Source organism: Arenibacter echinorum (assembly GCF_003259375.1).
GTDB lineage: Bacteria > Bacteroidota > Bacteroidia > Flavobacteriales > Flavobacteriaceae > Arenibacter > Arenibacter echinorum.
Window position 1 is genome coordinate 234592 of record NZ_QLLN01000002.1, and the last position, 17852, is coordinate 252443.

A 17852-nucleotide genomic window follows, 5' to 3' on the forward strand; every position below is an offset into this window, starting at 1 on the left:
TTTATTGCTAATTGTTGATAAATATTGAGTTTAAGGGCAAAATTATAGTATTTCTATAATGTAAACCCTATTATTTTCAAAATTTGACAAAATATTTATTCTATAGCCTGACGCAAATCCTCAATTAAATCTTCCTTATCCTCTATGCCCACACTTAGTCTTATCAAGGCATCTACCACTCCACTTTTTTCCCTTTCCTCCTTCGGGATACTGGCGTGGGTCATACTGGCCGGATGACCTGCCAAACTTTCCACTCCGCCCAAGGATTCTGCTAAGGTAAATAGCTGTAGTTTTTCAACAATTTTAATGGCATCTTGGTAATTGCCCCCTTTTGGAACAAAGGAAATCATTCCCCCAAAATCCTTCATTTGGCTTTTTGCCACTTCATGATTGGGGTGCTCAGGAAACCCTGGCCAAAATACCTTTTCAATTTTAGGATGATTTACTAAATATTCTGCCACTGCTCTACCATTTTCGCAGTGTCTCTGCATCCTTACATGTAAAGTTTTTATGCCCCTCAGCACCAAAAAGCTATCCATTGGTCCACACACGGCACCGCTTGCATTTTGAATAAAATACAATTGGTCCGCCAATTCCTTATCCCTGACTACCAGTGCCCCCAGGACCACATCGCTATGACCCCCAAGGTATTTTGTGGCCGAGTGCATTACAATGTCGGCCCCCAAATCCAAAGGAAGCTGCAGATAAGGCGTCGCAAAAGTGTTGTCCACAGCAAGCAGGATCCTATGTTTCCTTGCCAATTGGGAAACCGACATAATATCAATAATATTCATCATTGGATTAGTAGGGGTCTCCACCCAAATAAGCTTGGTTTTACTACTAATGTGTTTGGCTATCTCCCCCGTATCCTGCATCCCAACAAAATGGAAAACGATTCCGAACTTTTCGAATATTTTTTTGAAAATCCGATAACTGCCCCCATACAGGTCACTGGTGGAAATTACCTCGTCCCCAGGGCTCAATAATTTTATAACCGCGTCAATGGCCGCCAATCCACTACCAAAAGCCAAACCATAATTCCCATTCTCAATACTGGCCAAGGAATTCTCCAATGCCGTTCTTGTTGGATTGGCACTTCTGGAATATTCATAACCCTTATGCCCGCCCGGAGTACTTTGGGCGTAGGTAGATGTTTGATAGATGGGGGGCATAACCGCGCCATATGCCTCATCGGGCGCCTGTCCCCCATGAATTGTCCTGCTATTGAATTTTAATTGTATTTTACCCATAACTAAATTTCTATACACAAATGTACCTTTATCTTTTTGGGAATACAATGATATTGTAGCTTTGTACCTTTCTAAAACAATCGCTTTAATGAAGATTAGATTCGCTTATTTATTGATCGTTTTATTTATATGGAATTGTGAAAAGGATGATCGACTCACTTTTGAACCCCTTAAGTTTACAACAGAAAATTGTAACAGTTGTCCTAAGGTAACCATCCAAATTCCTAAAGCCTTGGATGACAAACCTATAAGCAACATCATAAACAACTCGGTAAATGAGGAGGTGATATCCTTGCTCATTTATGATGATGAAATAGAAGCCACCAACATAGAGGAAGCTATCCAATCCTTTAAGAACGGATATTTGGAATTAAAAAAAATGTATCCCGATGAGCCGGTTGGCTGGGAGGCCGATATTGAAGGCAAAGTAACCTATGAGGATAAAAATATACTGACCATACAAGTCAGTTCCTATTCCTTTACCGGTGGGGCTCACGGTTTTTCCTCTACCCGATTTTTAAATTTTGACAAGGCAAAAGGCCTGGAAATAGAAACCATGGAATTATTTAATGATCCTTTGGAATTTCAAAGTTTTGCCGAAGGCAAATTTAGGGACCAAGAAAAAATTCCAGCTAACGGCTCAATAAATGCTACTGGTTTTATGTTTGAGGATGACGAATTTTACCTTCCGGAGAATATTGGGTTTACCCAAGAAGGCCTACAATTGTTCTACGAACAGTATGAAGTTGCCTCCTATGCGGACGGCCCAATTATTTTAACCCTGAAATTCAAAGAATTAGAGCCCTACTTAAAATTTAAGAAGACATTATAAATCCCAGCCTAGGATACAACCTTCATTAAGGATAAAATGGCCCCAAGATGAAGTCCTTCGTGATAAACATTAAAAATAATGGCATCATCCACCGAGCTTAGGGTAACATTGGCACTGGTAGTGTATTCCGTATAACCCTTAAATAGTCCTTTCGCATAGTCCTCTTGCATCCATTCAACAGTGGACAATAATAAATCTGCCACTTGATTAATCTCCTCCCCTGTAGCAGTACCATCCGGCATAGTACCCTTTTTAAATTTTTCCACCAAGGCATCATTCACCCGCATGGGCTGTCCACTAAATTTGTACACCAGAAGTTGTTGGGTAACTACAACATGGGCAATATTCCACCAAATATTGTTGCGGAAGCCATGGGGAATTTCTAGAAGAACCTCCATTGGAGTCTCTTTTAAAAATTTATATAGTCTTTTTCTGTTTTGAAGCGTTACCTCGAATGCATTTTCCAAAGTTGACATAATTTTCGGTTATTATTTTTTTACAATTGCCGCTAAAAATAGTACAATTCAATGTAATTGGGTTTCTTTGCAAGGCAAAATATAGGAAGGAACAGATTTACAAAATGAAACCGCCAAGATTAAAATAATCTTACCCATTGGCATTTAATTGTTATTTTAATCATAAATGGTTTCATGTGACCTCTAAAAGGAATAAAAAATACACATGAAAAAAATATTTCACCTGAGTACTTGTGATACCTGCCAAAGGATTTTAAAAGATTTGGAACCCTCCAAAAATTTTATGCTTCAAGATATAAAAAACGAGGCTATTACACCGGACCAATTGGAAAGCATGGCCCGATTATCTGGGAGCTACGAGAGCTTGTTCAGCAAGCGTGCGCGACTTTACAAAGAGCGAAATTTAAAGGAACAAAAATTATCCGAAGCAGACTACAAGGCACTAATTCTTGAACACTATACCTTTTTAAAACGCCCGGTTATCATTATTGATAACGATATTTTTGTAGGAAATAGCAAGGCTGTTGTGGCTTCAGCCAAAGCAAAAATAAATTCGTGAGTAGACGAACCCTTGCTATTTTGGCCGCCTTTGGGGCGACCACCATTTATGGCATAAACCACACCATTGCCAAGGGGGTGATGCCTACCTACGTAAAACCATTTGGATTTATTTTCCTGCGACTTTTCGGGGCAACCCTACTATTCTGGGGCATTTCCTTTTTCGGTCCAAAAGAAAAACTGGAACGGAGGGATTGGGGCAGATTACTGGTTTGCGCCATCTTTGGAATGGGCATCAATATGCTATCGTTCTTTAAGGGATTGGACCTTTCCACCCCGATAAATAGTGCCGTACTCATTACCATTACGCCAATACTTGTTGTAATCTTATCTGCTCTATTTATAAAGGAAAAAATTACCCTTCAGCGGGGCATTGGTGTTTTTATGGGCTTGATAGGAGCACTGGCATTAATTCTATTTGGTGCTGAAATTAGACAGGATGCCACCAATATACCATTGGGAAACCTGCTATTTATGGTAAATGCCACATCCTATGGGTTCTACCTTATATTGGTAAAAAAACTCCTCGAAAAATACCACCCTTTCACCCTAATGAAATGGATGTTTGGAATTGGATTCATCATTACACTACCCATAACATTCACAGAATTTAATGAGATACAATGGAGCCATCTTCCTGGGGAAGCCCTTGGAGCTATTGCTTTTGTTATCATTGGAACTACCTTTTTAACCTATTTGTTCAATGTTTTTGCCCTTACCCAATTAAAGGCCTCTACAGTAGGTGTTTTTATGTACCTGCAACCCTTGATAGGAATCATATTTGCAATTGTGGCCGGCAAAGACCATCTTACTTTGGTTAAGTTTTTGGCAATAGTCTTGGTTTTGATCGGTGTATATCTGGTAAGCAAAAAAGTTAAACCAGGTCCTTAGGACGCACCGAAAACTTACGGGTATCCTCTTTGGTAAGCACCTTAAATCCGTCTCCCTTTGGTACCTTGTTAAAAGCCCCAAGAAACTCATGACCCAAACCGGTAAGGGTTCTTGTTTTTAAATCTATCCATGCACCCATAATTTGGCAATGGGCAAAATTCTTTCCATTGCCATCGTAAAAATTATGATGAAATTCAAAGAACATTCCATCCTCACTAAGTCCTACCAACTCCAAGGAAACCTTTACCGGCTTTCCTAAAAATGCTTCCTTAAAATAATAGACATGCTCATGGAATACCACTGGGCCAATATTGTTCTGCGACATTGTCTTTTGGTTAAAACCAATTTCCAACAAGAAAGACATCCTTGTATGGCTCATAAAATTTAAATAGGCAGAATTAGCCATATGGCGATTGGCATCTACATCGCTCCATCGAATTTCGAATTCTTTTAAATACATCCTTTTTATTTAGTACATTTGAATTATTATGCATGCATAATAATTCAAATGTACTATATTTTATAAAAAATTAAATACAATAGTTAGTAACTTTTGGGTTATCCCAGTATATTCAATTCACTAAAACCACAATCCAAATGAGCAAAAAAGCCGCTTTCATAAAAGAACTAGCACTACCCGTAGTAGCAGCACCCATGTTTCTTATATCTGGCCCACAATTGGTCATTGAATGCTGTAAAAATGGAATAGTGGGTACTTTTCCAGCCCTTAATCAACGTAGTACGGAAGGTTTTGAGGATTGGTTGGTGGAGATTAAAACCGAATTAAAGAAATTTGAAAAGGAAACTGGAAAGAAAGCCGCTCCTTATGGGGTGAATCTAATTGTACACCCTACCAACCCCAGATTGGAAGCCGATTTAAAGGTTTGTATAAAACATAAAGTCCCGCTAATAATTACCTCTTTGGGCGCAGTGGCCCAGGTAGTAGACGCCATACATAGTTATGGTGGCCTGGTATTTCATGATATCATTAAAAAAAGGCATGCGGAAAAAGCTGCAGAAGCCGGGGTAGACGGATTAATTTTGGTAGCCGCTGGTGCGGGAGGACACGCGGGCACCATAAACCCTATGTCATTAGTTGCCGAAATAAAGAAATTCTACGACAAAACCATTTTACTCTCCGGCTGTATAAGTAACGGAAGGGATATAGCATCAGCCTTGCAGATGGGAGCAGACTTGGCCTATATGGGCACTCGATTTATAAACACCGAAGAAAGTAAAGCTACCGAGGAATATCGCCAAATGATTATCAAGGCCGGGGCCAGCGATGTGGTCTATACTGCCGCCATATCTGGTGTACATGCCAATTTTTTGGGAGCAAGCTTAAAGGCAGCGGGAATTACGGAAGAAGATTTAAAAAAAGACCGAAAAATAGATTTTGGAAAAGAGCTGAATACGGAAGCCAAAGCTTGGAAAACTATTTGGTCTGCCGGACAGGGAGTCACCACTATTGACAACGTCGAATCCGTATCAGAACTGGTGACGAACCTTAAATCCGAATTTAAATTAGCTATTGAAGAACAGATCAAGGTCCTGGAAGTCTATCCTAAATAATTATTTCAAAGCCTTTTTCATTTTTGCCTTCTGTTCATTTACATAATAGGGACAAATTATTATATATAGTAGCCTACCATATTACCGCATCCCCAAACTATAAATGCAAATACTGTTTTGACATAAAACTTTGTCCACTTGAATTTTTGATGAACCCAGCGTGCCCTAAAATTCGTACCATTATCACCAGTGATTTCTTACTGACGTCCGATAAACATTAACCATTTCTCCTAGAAAACAAACCCATACCCCCTCCGTAAAACATTAAGTTAATTTATGTTAAAAAATAATAATTCATTAATATAATATGAATTATATTAAGTATTAATAAAATTTAACGTAAAAATTTTATTAATTCCCTTATATTATAAAAAATAGTTTACTATATTCGTTAACGTTAACGAACAAAAATCAATGTTTAACGTTTAACTAACTCTTCAAAACTCAAATTATGAAAAAACAAATTAATGAAGCAATTCATGCACGACAGTGTGTTCCTGTTTGGAAGAAAATCTTTCTGCAGCTATCCTTGCTGGCGTGTTTAGGTGTGTTCAGCACATCTCATGCAATTACGGACTCCGGCCTGTCCATTCAACAACAGGTTAGTGGTACAGTAACAGATGATTCGGGCGTGCCTTTGCCAGGTGCAAGTATTGTGGTTAAAGGAACAACGGTTGGTACAGTGGCCGATTTTGATGGCAATTATACCATTAATGCTGCCTCCAATGGCGTATTGGTATTCAGTTATGTTGGCTTTACACCCAAAGAAATTGCCGTAAACGGCAAAAGCACCCTCAACGCTTCCTTAGAAGTTGATTCCAGTTTATTGGATGAAGTGGTAGTTGTGGGTTATGGTACTCAAAAGAAGGGCGAGGTTACCGCAGCAATCGCATCTGTAGATGCCGAACAATTAGGTATTGTCCAAACCTCAAGTAGTATAGATGCCGTTAAAGGGCAAATTTCTGGGGTAGACATCCAGGCTTCGGGAGGAAGACCGGGGCAAACTTCGACCGTACGTATAAGGGGTAGACGATCTATCACCGCTTCCAATGACCCATTATATGTGGTAGATGGAATTCCATTAATTGACGGTTCGGAATCAATGTCCGATATCAACCCTCAAGATATTGCCTCAATGCAAATTCTAAAGGATGCGGCTGCTACAGCTGTTTATGGATCTCGGGGTGCAAACGGTGTTATCCTAGTATCCACCAACCGCGGAAAAGTCGGCAAGACACAGGTTCGTTATAGCAGCCAGATTGGACTTACGTCGGCCGCGCGATTGGTAGACATGATGAACGGGCAAGAGTACGCGGAAATGAAAAGGGAAGCTAGACGTTCATCTTGGAACGGAACCATCCCTGCGGATGTAGATGTCTTTTTTGACCCAGTAGAATTAAAGTCCATTGAAGAAGGAAGATCAACAGATTGGATTGATTTAGTAGTAGGAAATGGATATCAGACCAATCATCAATTAGGAGTGAGCGGAGGATCAGAAAATACTACGTTCAACTCTTCCATTGGTTATTTTAAGGAGCAAGGTATTATAAGTAACCAAGATTACGAGCGCTTTTCTGGTAGGATCAATATTGATCACAGAATCAATAATACATTTAAGATTGGCGCCTCGTTTTTAATTTCAAATTCCGTTCAGAATTGGGGCTCCAACGCCACTATGGGCGAAGCATTGGCTATTAACCCTTTGGGAGTACCGTATGATGATGAGGGCAACCTCTTATTCTTGCCTACCAATGATGGTATACGAACCAACCCGTTGAATGAACTGGTGGATGGCGCCTACATAGATGAAAGAAAGTTTACACGTATTTTTGCCCCCATCTTTTTAGATATAAACATAGCGGAAGGATTAAATTGGACCACCACTTTTGGTCCAGATATTCGAATTGGTAGACGAGGCCAATTCAGGGGTAGTTTAACAAATGATAACAGAGGTGGTCCAGGCGATGCTTCTATCACCCATTTTGATACTTTCGGATATACCTTGGAAAATCTATTGACCTTTGGTACCGAGATTGCAGGTAATCATAATTTAAAGGTAACCTTGTTACAGAGTACTCAGAACTCACGATCTGAATTCTCCAATGCATCCGTAACAGGCATACCCTATGAGTCGCAAGCTTTTTATAATTTAGGATCTGCTGATAACAGTATTGTAGATTCCTCCTTATCAGAATGGACGCTGAATTCCTTTATGGGCAGAATAAATTATGATATTGCTGGTAAATATTTGTTCCAAGCCTCTTTAAGGGCGGATGGCTCTTCAAGACTGGCCGAAGGTAACAAATGGAACTACTTCCCTGGCGTTTCCGCTGGTTGGAGAATTTCACAAGAATCCTTTATGGCAGAATCGGCTATATCCGAGTTAAAACTAAGGGCTTCTTATGGGGAAGTGGGTAACACTTCCGTAGCTCCCTATCAAACTGCTGGAAGGCTACAAGGTACCGCCTATGCCTTTGGAGAGGAATCCGCACTTGGTTTTGCACTTTCGGAAATACCCAATGCAGCTTTGGGCTGGGAAGTATCGAAAACCTTGGATATAGGTGTTGATTACGGCCTCTTTAATGGGCGTATCAATGGTGCAGTAGATTGGTTTAGAACAAACACAGTGGACATCCTTTTAGACAGAAGTCTACCATTTACTTCGGGATACAATAGTATTTTACAGAACATTGGTGCCACACGTACCCAAGGTTTGGAATTTGCGGTTAGTGCCGGTATCTTGGATAATCCCAATGGATTCTCTTGGAAAATGGATTTTAACGTAGCTGGTTATAAAGAAGAAATCATTGAATTGGCTTTAAAGGATGAAAACGGAAATCCTGTAGATGATATTGGTAACAATTGGTTTATTGGACAACCGATCAGAGTGTGGTACGACTATGAAAAAATAGGGATTTATCAGGCAGATGAAGAGGCTTTGGCCAATTCCCAAGAGCAAAAAGTACCTGGGGAAATCCGACTAAATGATTTAGATGGCGATGGACTTATCACCCCTGATGATCGTAAGATTTTAGGTACCGATACCCCTGATTTTTACGGAGGTTTTAACAACAAATTTTCCTATAAAGGATTGGAACTGGGCGTTTTCTTCTTTTTCCGTCAAGGCCAAACGATTAGATCGGACTTTCATGCCAGTAACAATTCCTTGTTTGCCCGTTATAACAATTTGGATGTAGATTACTGGACCATAGACAATCCTAGCAACGCCAATCCAAGACCTAACGAGAATCAGGAAAGTCCAAGAAACGGGTCTACCCTTAGGTATTTTGATTCTAGTTTTATTAAACTACGTAATGTCTCTTTGGCGTACAACCTACCAAAATCAATTATAGAGAAACTGGGAATGCAGGAACTAAAGTTAACCCTTTCCGGTCAGAATCTATTGATTATTACAGATTACGAAACCTTCGATCCAGAAATTTCCGAAGACGCTGTTTCGGCGGGTAGCGGGATAGTCCCTAGTAACAAAATGTATTCCTTGTCCTTAAGCGCCAAGTTTTAACATTAAGCATAAACACGGTTTAAAAAAATATAAATTTAAAATATCATGAAAAGAAAAATATATTATATATGGTTTTTGGCCCTTGGGCTCCTGGCCCATTCCTGCTCCGATTCACTTGATGAGGAATTGGTAACCGACGTCTCGGCAGCCTCTTACTACACCACGGAAAAAGGACTTGAAGATGCTGTTAAAGCAACCTACTCATTTTTAAAACCTTTTTACGGACAGGAGATGGGCTTTGCGATGACTACTTTTGGAACAGATATCTGGACAAACGGTGCAGATGGTGGCCATAAAGTCTTCAACTTTTACGATACCGGACTTAACAGTGCCGAGAGTTATGTACAGGAATCTTGGGCCACTTGGTACAGGGGAATAAATCAAGCCAATGGTGTTATCAATCGTTCCACGAATGTGGACATGGAAGAAACGCAGAAAAACTTGCGCATAGCGGAAGTCCGTTTTTTAAGGGCTCTTTATTATTTTCAAGTAGTGACCACCTTTGGTGATGCACATCTTAGCTTGGAGGAAACCGAAGGCGTACAAGTAGAGGCCAATAAAACTGCCCAAACAGAAATTTATAGCCAAGCCATTGTCCCCGACCTTGAATTTGCCATTGCCAACCTTCCCAACTCACAGTCGGACTATGGTAGAGCTACAAAGGCTGCCGCAGAATTTCTTTTGGGAAAGGCATTGTTGACGCGTAGCTATACCTCCTTTGCTGATAGTAATGACGCATCTAGGGCGGAAACCTTATTTGGTAACGTCATCAACAATTATGGCTTTTCCCTATTGGATAACTATGCCGATCTATGGGATATTACGAACGAGGGGAATAGTGAAATGGTCTTTGTTATTTCCAATTCAAAGGCGCAGGTAGACAGCGATATTGACCCTTATGGTCACCGTGGGCACTTGTATTTCCTTATGGAATATGACGTTAGACGTGGAATGACCAGAGATACTGAAAATGGTAGACCATGGAAAAGGCATCGCCCTACCGATTTTATGCTTACGCTATGGGACAGGGACATGGATACGCGATACGACGCTTCATTTAAACATGTATGGTACGCCAATAAGAATGAACCGGCTACTGAAGCTAGTGGAAGTGAGCCAGCAAGGGCTGCACTATCTATAGGGGATACTGCCATCTACATACCAGGCCCTGGAAAAGATATGGATTGGCCGCAATCTTTACAGGACACCAAGGCCTATATTGTTATTACCAACGATGAATATTCAGAAAGGTTGTTTCCTTCCATGAACAAATGGATAGACCCGACCCGACCTGATCGTCAGAAAGTAAATGGGCAACGCGATTTTATCTTGATGAGATTGGGTGATGCCTATCTGCTGCGCGCAGAAGCAAGACTGAAACAAAGCAATCCTTCCGGTGCTTCACAGGATATTAATGTAGTGAGAATGAGGGCTGCCGTACCAGGGCAAGAAGTAGCAAGTCAGATAACCGCAAGTGATGTAACCTTAGACTTTCTATTGGATGAAAGAGCTCGAGAGTTAACTGGCGAAGGCTGGAGATGGTGGGATCTGGTCCGTACCGGGAAATTGGTTGAACGTACTAGGATGTACAATACTGGAGCCGCTCCAAACATACAGGATTATCATGTAGTAAGACCTATCCCACAGGAACAAATAGACAGGACCTTGGGAGGTTATCCCCAAAATCCGGGATATCCACAATAATATAAAGTTGTTGTTATTGAGTTAGTAATTAAATAGGCCTCCAAATATTTGGAGGCCTATTTTTATTATCGATCATAAGCAGTAACTAAAGAGATAAGGGAGACTGCTACCTAAAAGGCATCGCAATTTTCCTCCACAATTATTTCTACGGGGACATCCATATTTAAATCTGAAGGGTCCTGTTCCGTAAGGAATTTAAACATTCCCTTAATAGCAGTATACCCTTGAAATTCAGGTTTTTGATTGATTAAAAAATCAATTTCCTGCTTTCTTAGACATTTCAGATTGTCTTGATGAAGATCAAACCCAACTACAGAAACATTGGAAACATTATAGGTCTTAAGTATATCCGGAATTAAATAAGATCTTGCATTAGTCACAAAAATGCCTTTTCGCCTGGGATCCCTGAACCAATTTTCTATTTCAGGATTAATTTCAAAAGGTCGATCTATAGGATGATTAATAGTCATAATGGAAATTGGCTTGCCCTTAAAATTCGTTGCAAAAAATTCCCTAAAGCCATTTTCCCTTTGTTGATTATTGGCGTGCAATCCCCTCTCCGTTACAATATTAATTACAAAATAGAGTCCCTCAGTGCCTACCAATCCATGTAAAAGCCTCGCTCCCACCATTCCGGCATTATGTGAATTCTGCCGTATAAAATAGGAAGGGTAATCCAGTTTGATCTCTGTATCCATAAAGACTACAGGAATCCTTTCGGTTTTGGCCTTACTTAAAAGATTGTTGCATTCCGCCATAAAAAATGGGACCGTTACCAGGGCGTCATATTTTTTATTCATAATGGCATCGCCCATTTTTATAAAGGAGAAAGGGTCGGTAAAATAGTAATATGAAACAAGGATACCCATCTCACTTAATTCTTCCACAGCCTTTTCAATGCCTTTTTTGGGCAGTTCCCAATAACTCCAATTACTGGACACCTCCGGAATAAGCACGGCAATTTTTACTTTCTTTCGTCCTGCCAAATTAAGGCGACTGGCCACCGTATTCTTTTTATATCCGGTTTCCTTGATAATAGCCTTTATTTTTTCACGTGTTGTCTCGGATACCCCGGGCCTATCATGTAACACCCTATCTACAGTGCCTATGGAGACATTGGCAAGTTTTGCAATTTGTTTAATTCCGATAAGATTGTCCATAGACCTGTTACCTTAGATTAGCCATATAAGAGCATTATAAAACGGCGGCAAAATTACAACTTGATTCAGTTTAAAGCCTGCCTAAAACTATTTTTTTAAAGTGTATTTCCATTTCCCTCCCTCCGGTATTTTCCAAGACTCCAATGTTTTACCATTGAACAAGCTTTACAAAGACGTCTTTTGTAAAGCTTGAGCCATGCCACTGTTGCCAAAAGTTAGAAAAAACAATAAAATGGCAATATATTTCATATTACTATTATTGGCTTTTGCTAAAATCAGAAAAATATCCGTTCAGTGAATCTTGTGTCAATTGCTCGCCGTTGTGGACCAAGATGGTGTATTTAAAAGTAACAGAATCCCCTTTTGCCAAAGAGAAATTCAATTTTTCCTTACCTTCCGAAAACACCTCTTGTCCCAATGGGTTGGCCGCAAAAAGTCCGTAACCGCGCGCATGCCAATAAGTAGGATACCCTACATTATTAGGATGATCCATTATGGTTACCGAAACAGGCTCATCCGCAATCTTTCCGTATAAAGTAGTCCATTTGGCCCGGGTTCCCCAAGCTTCTTCACCCGTTTTTCCTTCACTGGTCAAATAGTTGCCATTGACACCTTCGTTGTTCAAAACCTTTACTTCCGTCGGTATCCCGTTGGCATCCATAAATATATCGGGTCGATCAGAAGGAAGCTCTAGCCCTCTTGTTACCCTTATAGCAATCATTCCCTCTTTATTGTCCTTAAAGGATACATCCTCCAAGGCTTTCAAAGTAGTGGTTCTAACAATCTTCCTAGTTTCCCCGTTTTGACTAAAGGCAAATTCAGTTGTTTCCTCCAGTAGACTTGTTTTATCAGAAGTATCCCAGCTAGCCTTGGTGACTAGGATTCCATTTTCCGCATCGGTTTCCACGATCTGCCGATGGTTGATGGTTCCATATTTATGTTTATCCTCCTCTTTTATGGCATAGGAATTGTTCCAAAAATCCAATCCGTTTACATCTCCGTAATTAAACCATATCCCCACATGGTGCGGATGATCTACCCTTTCCCCCTCAACAGGTTCTAAAGGGAATCCCCTGGTTATTTTTTTACCGCTTTTGGTAATTACAGGATAGAGAACGGGTTTAGGGGTTTTACCATCATATATATAGCTTGTAAATAAATTTCCGTCTAATAGTATGTCTACCTTTTGATTCTTTTCATCATTATTAAAGGTGACTTGATCCATCTTAGGTGAAGGTTCCCCAACATCTCCCTTTTCTACCTTATCCTTACAGGAAAAAATTACCATAAGAATGAGAAAACAACCAATATTGATTTTATTCATGCTATTGATGATTTTAGTTTAATATTTGAAAACCTTATCCCCGGCCAAAACATCCTGAGCCTTCTCGTCGAAAGTGGATTTTAATCCCGTCCTAAGGGCTGCAGTGGTCATTATGTTGGCAATGGAATGATTGTATGCTGCGTCTATTGGACCATTTGTTTCCTTTCTGCTCCTTACACATTCCATCCAATTCAACATATGCAGGGAGGTCATGTTATCTGCTCCGGTATCCGCGGAGGTAACCACTTGTACAGCACTATCCGATAGATCAAACTCTGGCAATTTATTCTCTTGCATTCCCATTTTGTTGGCATGGGAAGCATTTAATCCACCATTGGGACTCACCTTATTGGTGTCCAAGTTTAATTCTCCCCCGTTGGAATAGTAAATCTCCTTGGTACCCCCAGCAGAATTGGTAAACCTGGAAGAATATACCACTTGAAAACCTTTTGAAAGGTCATCCAATGGGCCATAATCGAATACCGCTGTCATAGTATCGTAATTCTTTCTTCCATCTTTCCAAAGATAGATTCCGCCATTGGCTGCAACGCTACGCGGATGGTTCAATCCCGTAAACCAGTGTACGGTATCAATCTGGTGGGACATCCATTGTCCTGGAATTCCTGAAGAAAAAGGCCAAAACAATCTATATTCCAAATACTTTCTAGGATCCCAGGCCTCATAAGGTCGGTTCAGTAAATAACGCTTCCAATCGGTATCCGATTCCTTGATTTGACTGGTCAATTCGGGCAAGCGCCATCTGTCAGGCTGATTTACGTTCCAACTCATTTCAACCATTACGATATCCCCAAATTTTCCCGATTTAATATAGTCGTTGGCCGCATGGTAGTTACGACCACTTCGCCTTTGGGAACCAATTTGAAACACGATACCGGAATCTTCCACCGCCTTTTTACCAACCCTTGCATCGTCCATAGTTTCTGCAAATGGCTTTTCTACGTAGATATCCTTTTTGGCATTGGCCGCCTGAACAGTATGTAGGGCATGTTGAAAATCTGGAGTAGAAATTATGACGGCATCAATTTTATTTTCCTCGTACATTTCATCATGGTTTCTCCAAACCTTCATTTTGTCCCCAGTTTTTTCCTTCAGGTAGGCAGCTCCTTCATCCCTTCTGCGGTTCCAAATATCGGAAACCCCCACAATTTCAAAATTCTGCTTTTTGTGATGCCCCAAAAATGCAGGAATCAATGCACCTTTGGCCCTATTGGAAAACCCTGCAATTCCTACCCGTACCCTATCATTGGCACCAATTATCTTACTGTAGCTTTTGGCACTCATAGCATTAATTCCCAAGGCTATTCCTCCTGAGGCCAATGCCGTTTTCTTTATGAAATTTCTACGTCCTTCACCCATAATCTTAATATTTTAAATTGAACCTTATTTAAAACTCACGAATTTTTATACTTCTAAAGGAAACATGGTCCCCATGATCCTGCAATAGGATCCTACCTGCTGGGATTGTTCCGAAATTTTCCCATTTCTCGTACTTGCTTTTTTCCACCAGAGCCTTAAATGCCTGGCTAAAACGGTCGTATTCCACCACCTTTACATTATTCAGCCAATGTTCAACATGGCCGCCTCTGACAACAATACGGGCATTGTTCCATTTATCTACCCCATTAAAGTTCTTGCCCCTTGAATTTTCAAAGTTCTCTGCACGGATAAGATCATATAGGGACCCCACGGTCCTATTACCATTTTTTCCCATTTTGGCATCTGGATGCTCCTTGTCATCCAACACCTGAAACTCCAGGCCAATGGCCGAACCTTCGCCCATATTAAGCCCTGGATCTACAAAATATTTAATCCCACTATTAGCCCCTTTGGTCAACTTAAAATCAACACTTAACTCAAAATTGCTAAACGCATCCGTTGTTACAATGTCTCCACCATTTCTGGATTCGGCGCCATCAGATGAAAGAACACTTAGTGTGCCCTGTTCCATATTCCAGCCTTTCTCTGGAAACGCATTCAGTTTGGCACCTCGCCATCCTTCCGATGTTTTTCCATCCCATAATAATCGCCAGCCTTTTCTAATTTCATCTGAGGTAAGCTGATTTTGCAAATAGCTTATTTCCGGAGCATATACGGCAACCTGCTTACGCTCCTTCTCCAAATCTGTGGTTTTTATCCTAATATTCTTCCATTTCACTATTTTGCCTTCCAAACTAGCTTCGTGAATGGAATGAACCTGAAAAGCAATAAATCCTTTCGCAGTAACATCATCTACCAAGTTGGCACACTGTATTCCGTTTATCCAAGTTCTAATGTTGTTACCAATGGCCTCAATTCTATAATGGTTCCATTCCCCAGATTTAAAAGCATTTTGTCCCTTAACGTTTCTGGACAAAGGATATAACCATCCCCTTCTTGCCTCATCGTAAATTCCCCCGGCCCATTTTCTATCACTGGTTTCAATTTCACACTGATATCCATGCACCCTTCCATCCATATATTCGGGAAGGCTCAAACTTCTAAATTGAACTCCGGAATTCAGTCCGTTTTCTACAAATACATCAAACTCCAAAATGAAATCGCCATAGGCCTTTTTGGTGGCCATAAAACTATTGGGCGTATTCAACCTAGAGGTTCCGATCATTTCCCCATTTTCAATTTTATACTTTGCGTTTCCGTTCAATTGTTCAAAATTGGAAAAATCCTTACCATTAAAAAGTGTTTCCCACCCATCTTGGGCAAAAGCATTGAAAAAAGTAAAATGAAGCAGTGCTACCAAGAATATCTTGGTCATTTTCCTATTAGCCATAACATTAAAGTATTAATTTCGTTAACGTTAACGAAAATATAAAAATATGTTGAGACAATCACACAATAATTCACAAATTCATACATAAAATTTATAATAGACAAGAATTAACTAAAATTACCAACAAATTTATAGCATATTCTGAAATTTTAAGCCTTTAGACTACTTCCTAATATATACTTGCAACCGATCTTTGCAAAATTATAGGATAACCTTATCTTGTGTCCTTATACTTTTAATTCCTCAACTCCTTTTAGAATACTATCAATGCCTATAATCAATTCCAAATACAACCCACCATTCCCCTTTAAAAATGGACATTTCTCCACAATCTATTCCGGATTGATCAGAAAGATTGATGGACTGACCCAAATAAGGGAACGCATAGAGCTGAGTGATGGGGATTTTTTGGATTTGGATTGGAGCTACGCCCCAAAGCCGTCTTCCGGAGTGGTAATACTTTTACACGGTTTGGAAGGCAATGCGCAAAGACCCTATATTACCGGGAGTGCAAAACAATTCAATGCCGTTGGCATAGATGCCTGTGCCGTTAACTATAGAGGTTGCAGTGGTGAAACCAATCGCCTTTTCCAATCTTATCATTCCGGAGCCACGGAAGATTTGGAAGCCGTAATAAACCATATACTAAAAGAAAAAAAATACGCTAATATTTACCTCAAGGGGTTTAGCCTAGGCGGTAATTTGACCCTGAAATACTTAGGGGAAGGAAGGTCCGTACCCAAAGAAATAAAAGGGGCGGTGGCAGTCTCTGTCCCCTGTAACTTGCACAGTTCATTATTGGAACTATTGAAACCAAAAAACATACTGTACGCCAAACGTTTCAAGAAACATCTTATAGAAAAACTTCGTGCAAAACAGCTTCTTTTTCCGGATAAGATAAGTGATCTGGATATCGCCAAGATAAACAACCTAAAAGATTTTGACGACGTCTATACCAGTCGGGCACATGGATTTAAGGATGCCATTGATTATTACCAAAAATCCAGTTCGCTTCAATTTATCCATGCCATTAGAACCCCCACCCTGATTATAAATGCACAAAATGATTCCTTTTTAGGGGACCAATGTTATCCTCACAAGGAAGCTGAACAAAATAATTCCGTACATTTTGAACTTCCCTTGTACGGAGGTCATGTAGGCTTTTATGGCCAAAAAAATATCACCTATACTGAAAAAAGGGCATTAAAATTCGTTGAAGAATTATATTAAAATAATCTATTTATTATCTTCGTGAAATAATATACCTAAACGATGAGAAAATTATTTATCCCTTTGGCCTTAGCTGGATTAATCCTTAGCTGTGGCGAAAAAAAAGAAGAAAAGAAGGAAGGTTTTGAAATGAACCGTACCAAAAAAGAAGTCAAAGCGGAACCTGTAAGTGAGGGAGTACCTGTTGACATGAACAACAAAGGTGTTGGGCCTATTAAATCTGTAACATTTGCAGATGAAATAGATACCGAGCTGGCAGCCAAAGGACAAAAAACATTCAGTACCATTTGTGTGGCCTGCCATATGGCCGAGCAGCGTTTAATTGGACCTGCACTAAAAGGTGTTTTTGAAAGAAGAAGCCCAGAATGGGTTATGAACATGATCCTGAACCCAGATGGTATGCTTAAGGAAGACCCTATAGCCAAGGCCTTGTTGAAGGAGTATAACAATGCCGTTATGCTAAACCAGAATCTTTCCGAAGAGGATGCTCGTGCGGTAGCGGAGTATTTAAGGACCTTATAGTACACTAAAAATAAAATGCGTT

15 protein-coding genes are annotated in these 17852 nt (G+C 40.1%); 8 read left to right on the forward strand and 7 right to left on the reverse strand.

Annotated elements, in window-relative coordinates:
* Positions 1 to 95 precede the first annotated feature (95 nt).
* Positions 96 to 1250, reverse strand: coding sequence for a cystathionine gamma-synthase (locus LV92_RS04885; RefSeq protein ID WP_111622961.1), 1155 nt, complete (start codon positions 1248 to 1250; stop codon positions 96 to 98).
* An 88-nt stretch (positions 1251 to 1338) separates the two neighbouring features.
* On the opposite strand from LV92_RS04885, the gene LV92_RS04890 reads away from it, so the two are divergent.
* The gene (locus LV92_RS04890; protein WP_111622536.1) at positions 1339 to 2082 is read left to right on the forward strand and encodes a DUF3298 and DUF4163 domain-containing protein; all 744 of its coding nucleotides are present in this window, start codon (positions 1339 to 1341) and stop codon (positions 2080 to 2082) included.
* Positions 2083 to 2090: 8 nt separating this feature from the next.
* On the opposite strand, the gene LV92_RS04895 is transcribed toward LV92_RS04890, so the two are convergent.
* Positions 2091 to 2558: a DinB family protein gene (locus LV92_RS04895; protein ID WP_245946265.1), complete on the reverse strand. Its 468-nt coding sequence runs from the start codon at positions 2556 to 2558 to the stop codon at positions 2091 to 2093.
* Between the two features lie 205 nt (positions 2559 to 2763).
* Here LV92_RS04895 and LV92_RS04900 point away from each other — a divergent pair, with 205 nt between their 5' ends.
* Positions 2764 to 3117 carry an arsenate reductase family protein gene (locus LV92_RS04900; RefSeq protein ID WP_111622537.1) on the forward strand — a complete coding sequence of 118 codons (354 nt, stop codon included), beginning with the start codon at positions 2764 to 2766 and terminating at the stop codon, positions 3115 to 3117.
* Positions 3114 to 4007: a DMT family transporter gene (locus LV92_RS04905; RefSeq protein ID WP_111622538.1), complete on the forward strand. Its 894-nt coding sequence runs from the start codon at positions 3114 to 3116 to the stop codon at positions 4005 to 4007. Before LV92_RS04900 ends, LV92_RS04905 begins: the two co-directional genes overlap by 4 nt.
* Here the strand turns inward: LV92_RS04905 and LV92_RS04910 are convergent.
* Positions 3991 to 4467: an acyl-CoA thioesterase gene (locus LV92_RS04910; RefSeq protein ID WP_111622539.1), complete on the reverse strand. Its 477-nt coding sequence runs from the start codon at positions 4465 to 4467 to the stop codon at positions 3991 to 3993. The two genes, LV92_RS04905 and LV92_RS04910, sit on opposite strands and share 17 nt — an antisense overlap.
* 137 nt (positions 4468 to 4604) lie before the next feature.
* Between LV92_RS04910 and LV92_RS04915 the strand changes: the two genes are divergently transcribed.
* The 3 genes from LV92_RS04915 (at position 4605) to LV92_RS04925 (ending at position 10806) form a co-directional block, all read left to right on the forward strand.
* On the forward strand, positions 4605 to 5579 hold the full coding sequence (locus LV92_RS04915; protein ID WP_111622540.1) for an NAD(P)H-dependent flavin oxidoreductase: 975 nt from the start codon (positions 4605 to 4607) through the stop codon (positions 5577 to 5579).
* Between the two features lie 451 nt (positions 5580 to 6030).
* Positions 6031 to 9102, forward strand: a complete 3072-nt coding sequence (locus tag LV92_RS04920; RefSeq protein WP_111622541.1) for a SusC/RagA family TonB-linked outer membrane protein — start codon at positions 6031 to 6033, stop codon at positions 9100 to 9102.
* Positions 9103 to 9147: 45 nt separating this feature from the next.
* On the forward strand, positions 9148 to 10806 hold the full coding sequence (locus tag LV92_RS04925; protein WP_111622542.1) for a RagB/SusD family nutrient uptake outer membrane protein: 1659 nt from the start codon (positions 9148 to 9150) through the stop codon (positions 10804 to 10806).
* A 110-nt stretch (positions 10807 to 10916) separates the two neighbouring features.
* On the opposite strand, the gene LV92_RS04930 is transcribed toward LV92_RS04925, so the two are convergent.
* The 4 genes from LV92_RS04930 to LV92_RS04945 all read right to left on the reverse strand — a co-directional run bounded on the left by LV92_RS04930 (position 10917) and on the right by LV92_RS04945 (position 16078).
* Entirely contained in the window at positions 10917 to 11966 is a 1050-nt protein-coding gene (locus LV92_RS04930) for a substrate-binding domain-containing protein (protein WP_111622543.1), read from the reverse strand.
* Between the two features lie 256 nt (positions 11967 to 12222).
* Positions 12223 to 13290, reverse strand: coding sequence for a DUF6807 domain-containing protein (locus LV92_RS04935; RefSeq protein ID WP_111622544.1), 1068 nt, complete (start codon positions 13288 to 13290; stop codon positions 12223 to 12225).
* 18 nt (positions 13291 to 13308) lie between these two features.
* Positions 13309 to 14667, reverse strand: a complete 1359-nt coding sequence (locus LV92_RS04940; RefSeq protein ID WP_111622545.1) for a Gfo/Idh/MocA family protein — start codon at positions 14665 to 14667, stop codon at positions 13309 to 13311.
* 28 nt (positions 14668 to 14695) lie between these two features.
* Complete coding sequence (locus tag LV92_RS04945) at positions 14696 to 16078, reverse strand: 3-keto-disaccharide hydrolase (protein ID WP_211322934.1); 1383 nt, start codon at positions 16076 to 16078, stop codon at positions 14696 to 14698.
* 267 nt (positions 16079 to 16345) lie between these two features.
* On the opposite strand from LV92_RS04945, the gene LV92_RS04950 reads away from it, so the two are divergent.
* Positions 16346 to 17308, forward strand: coding sequence for a YheT family hydrolase (locus tag LV92_RS04950; RefSeq protein WP_111622546.1), 963 nt, complete (start codon positions 16346 to 16348; stop codon positions 17306 to 17308).
* 42 nt (positions 17309 to 17350) lie between these two features.
* Complete coding sequence (locus tag LV92_RS04955; RefSeq protein WP_111622547.1) at positions 17351 to 17830, forward strand: c-type cytochrome; 480 nt, start codon at positions 17351 to 17353, stop codon at positions 17828 to 17830.
* The last annotated feature ends 22 nt before the right edge of the window (positions 17831 to 17852 follow it).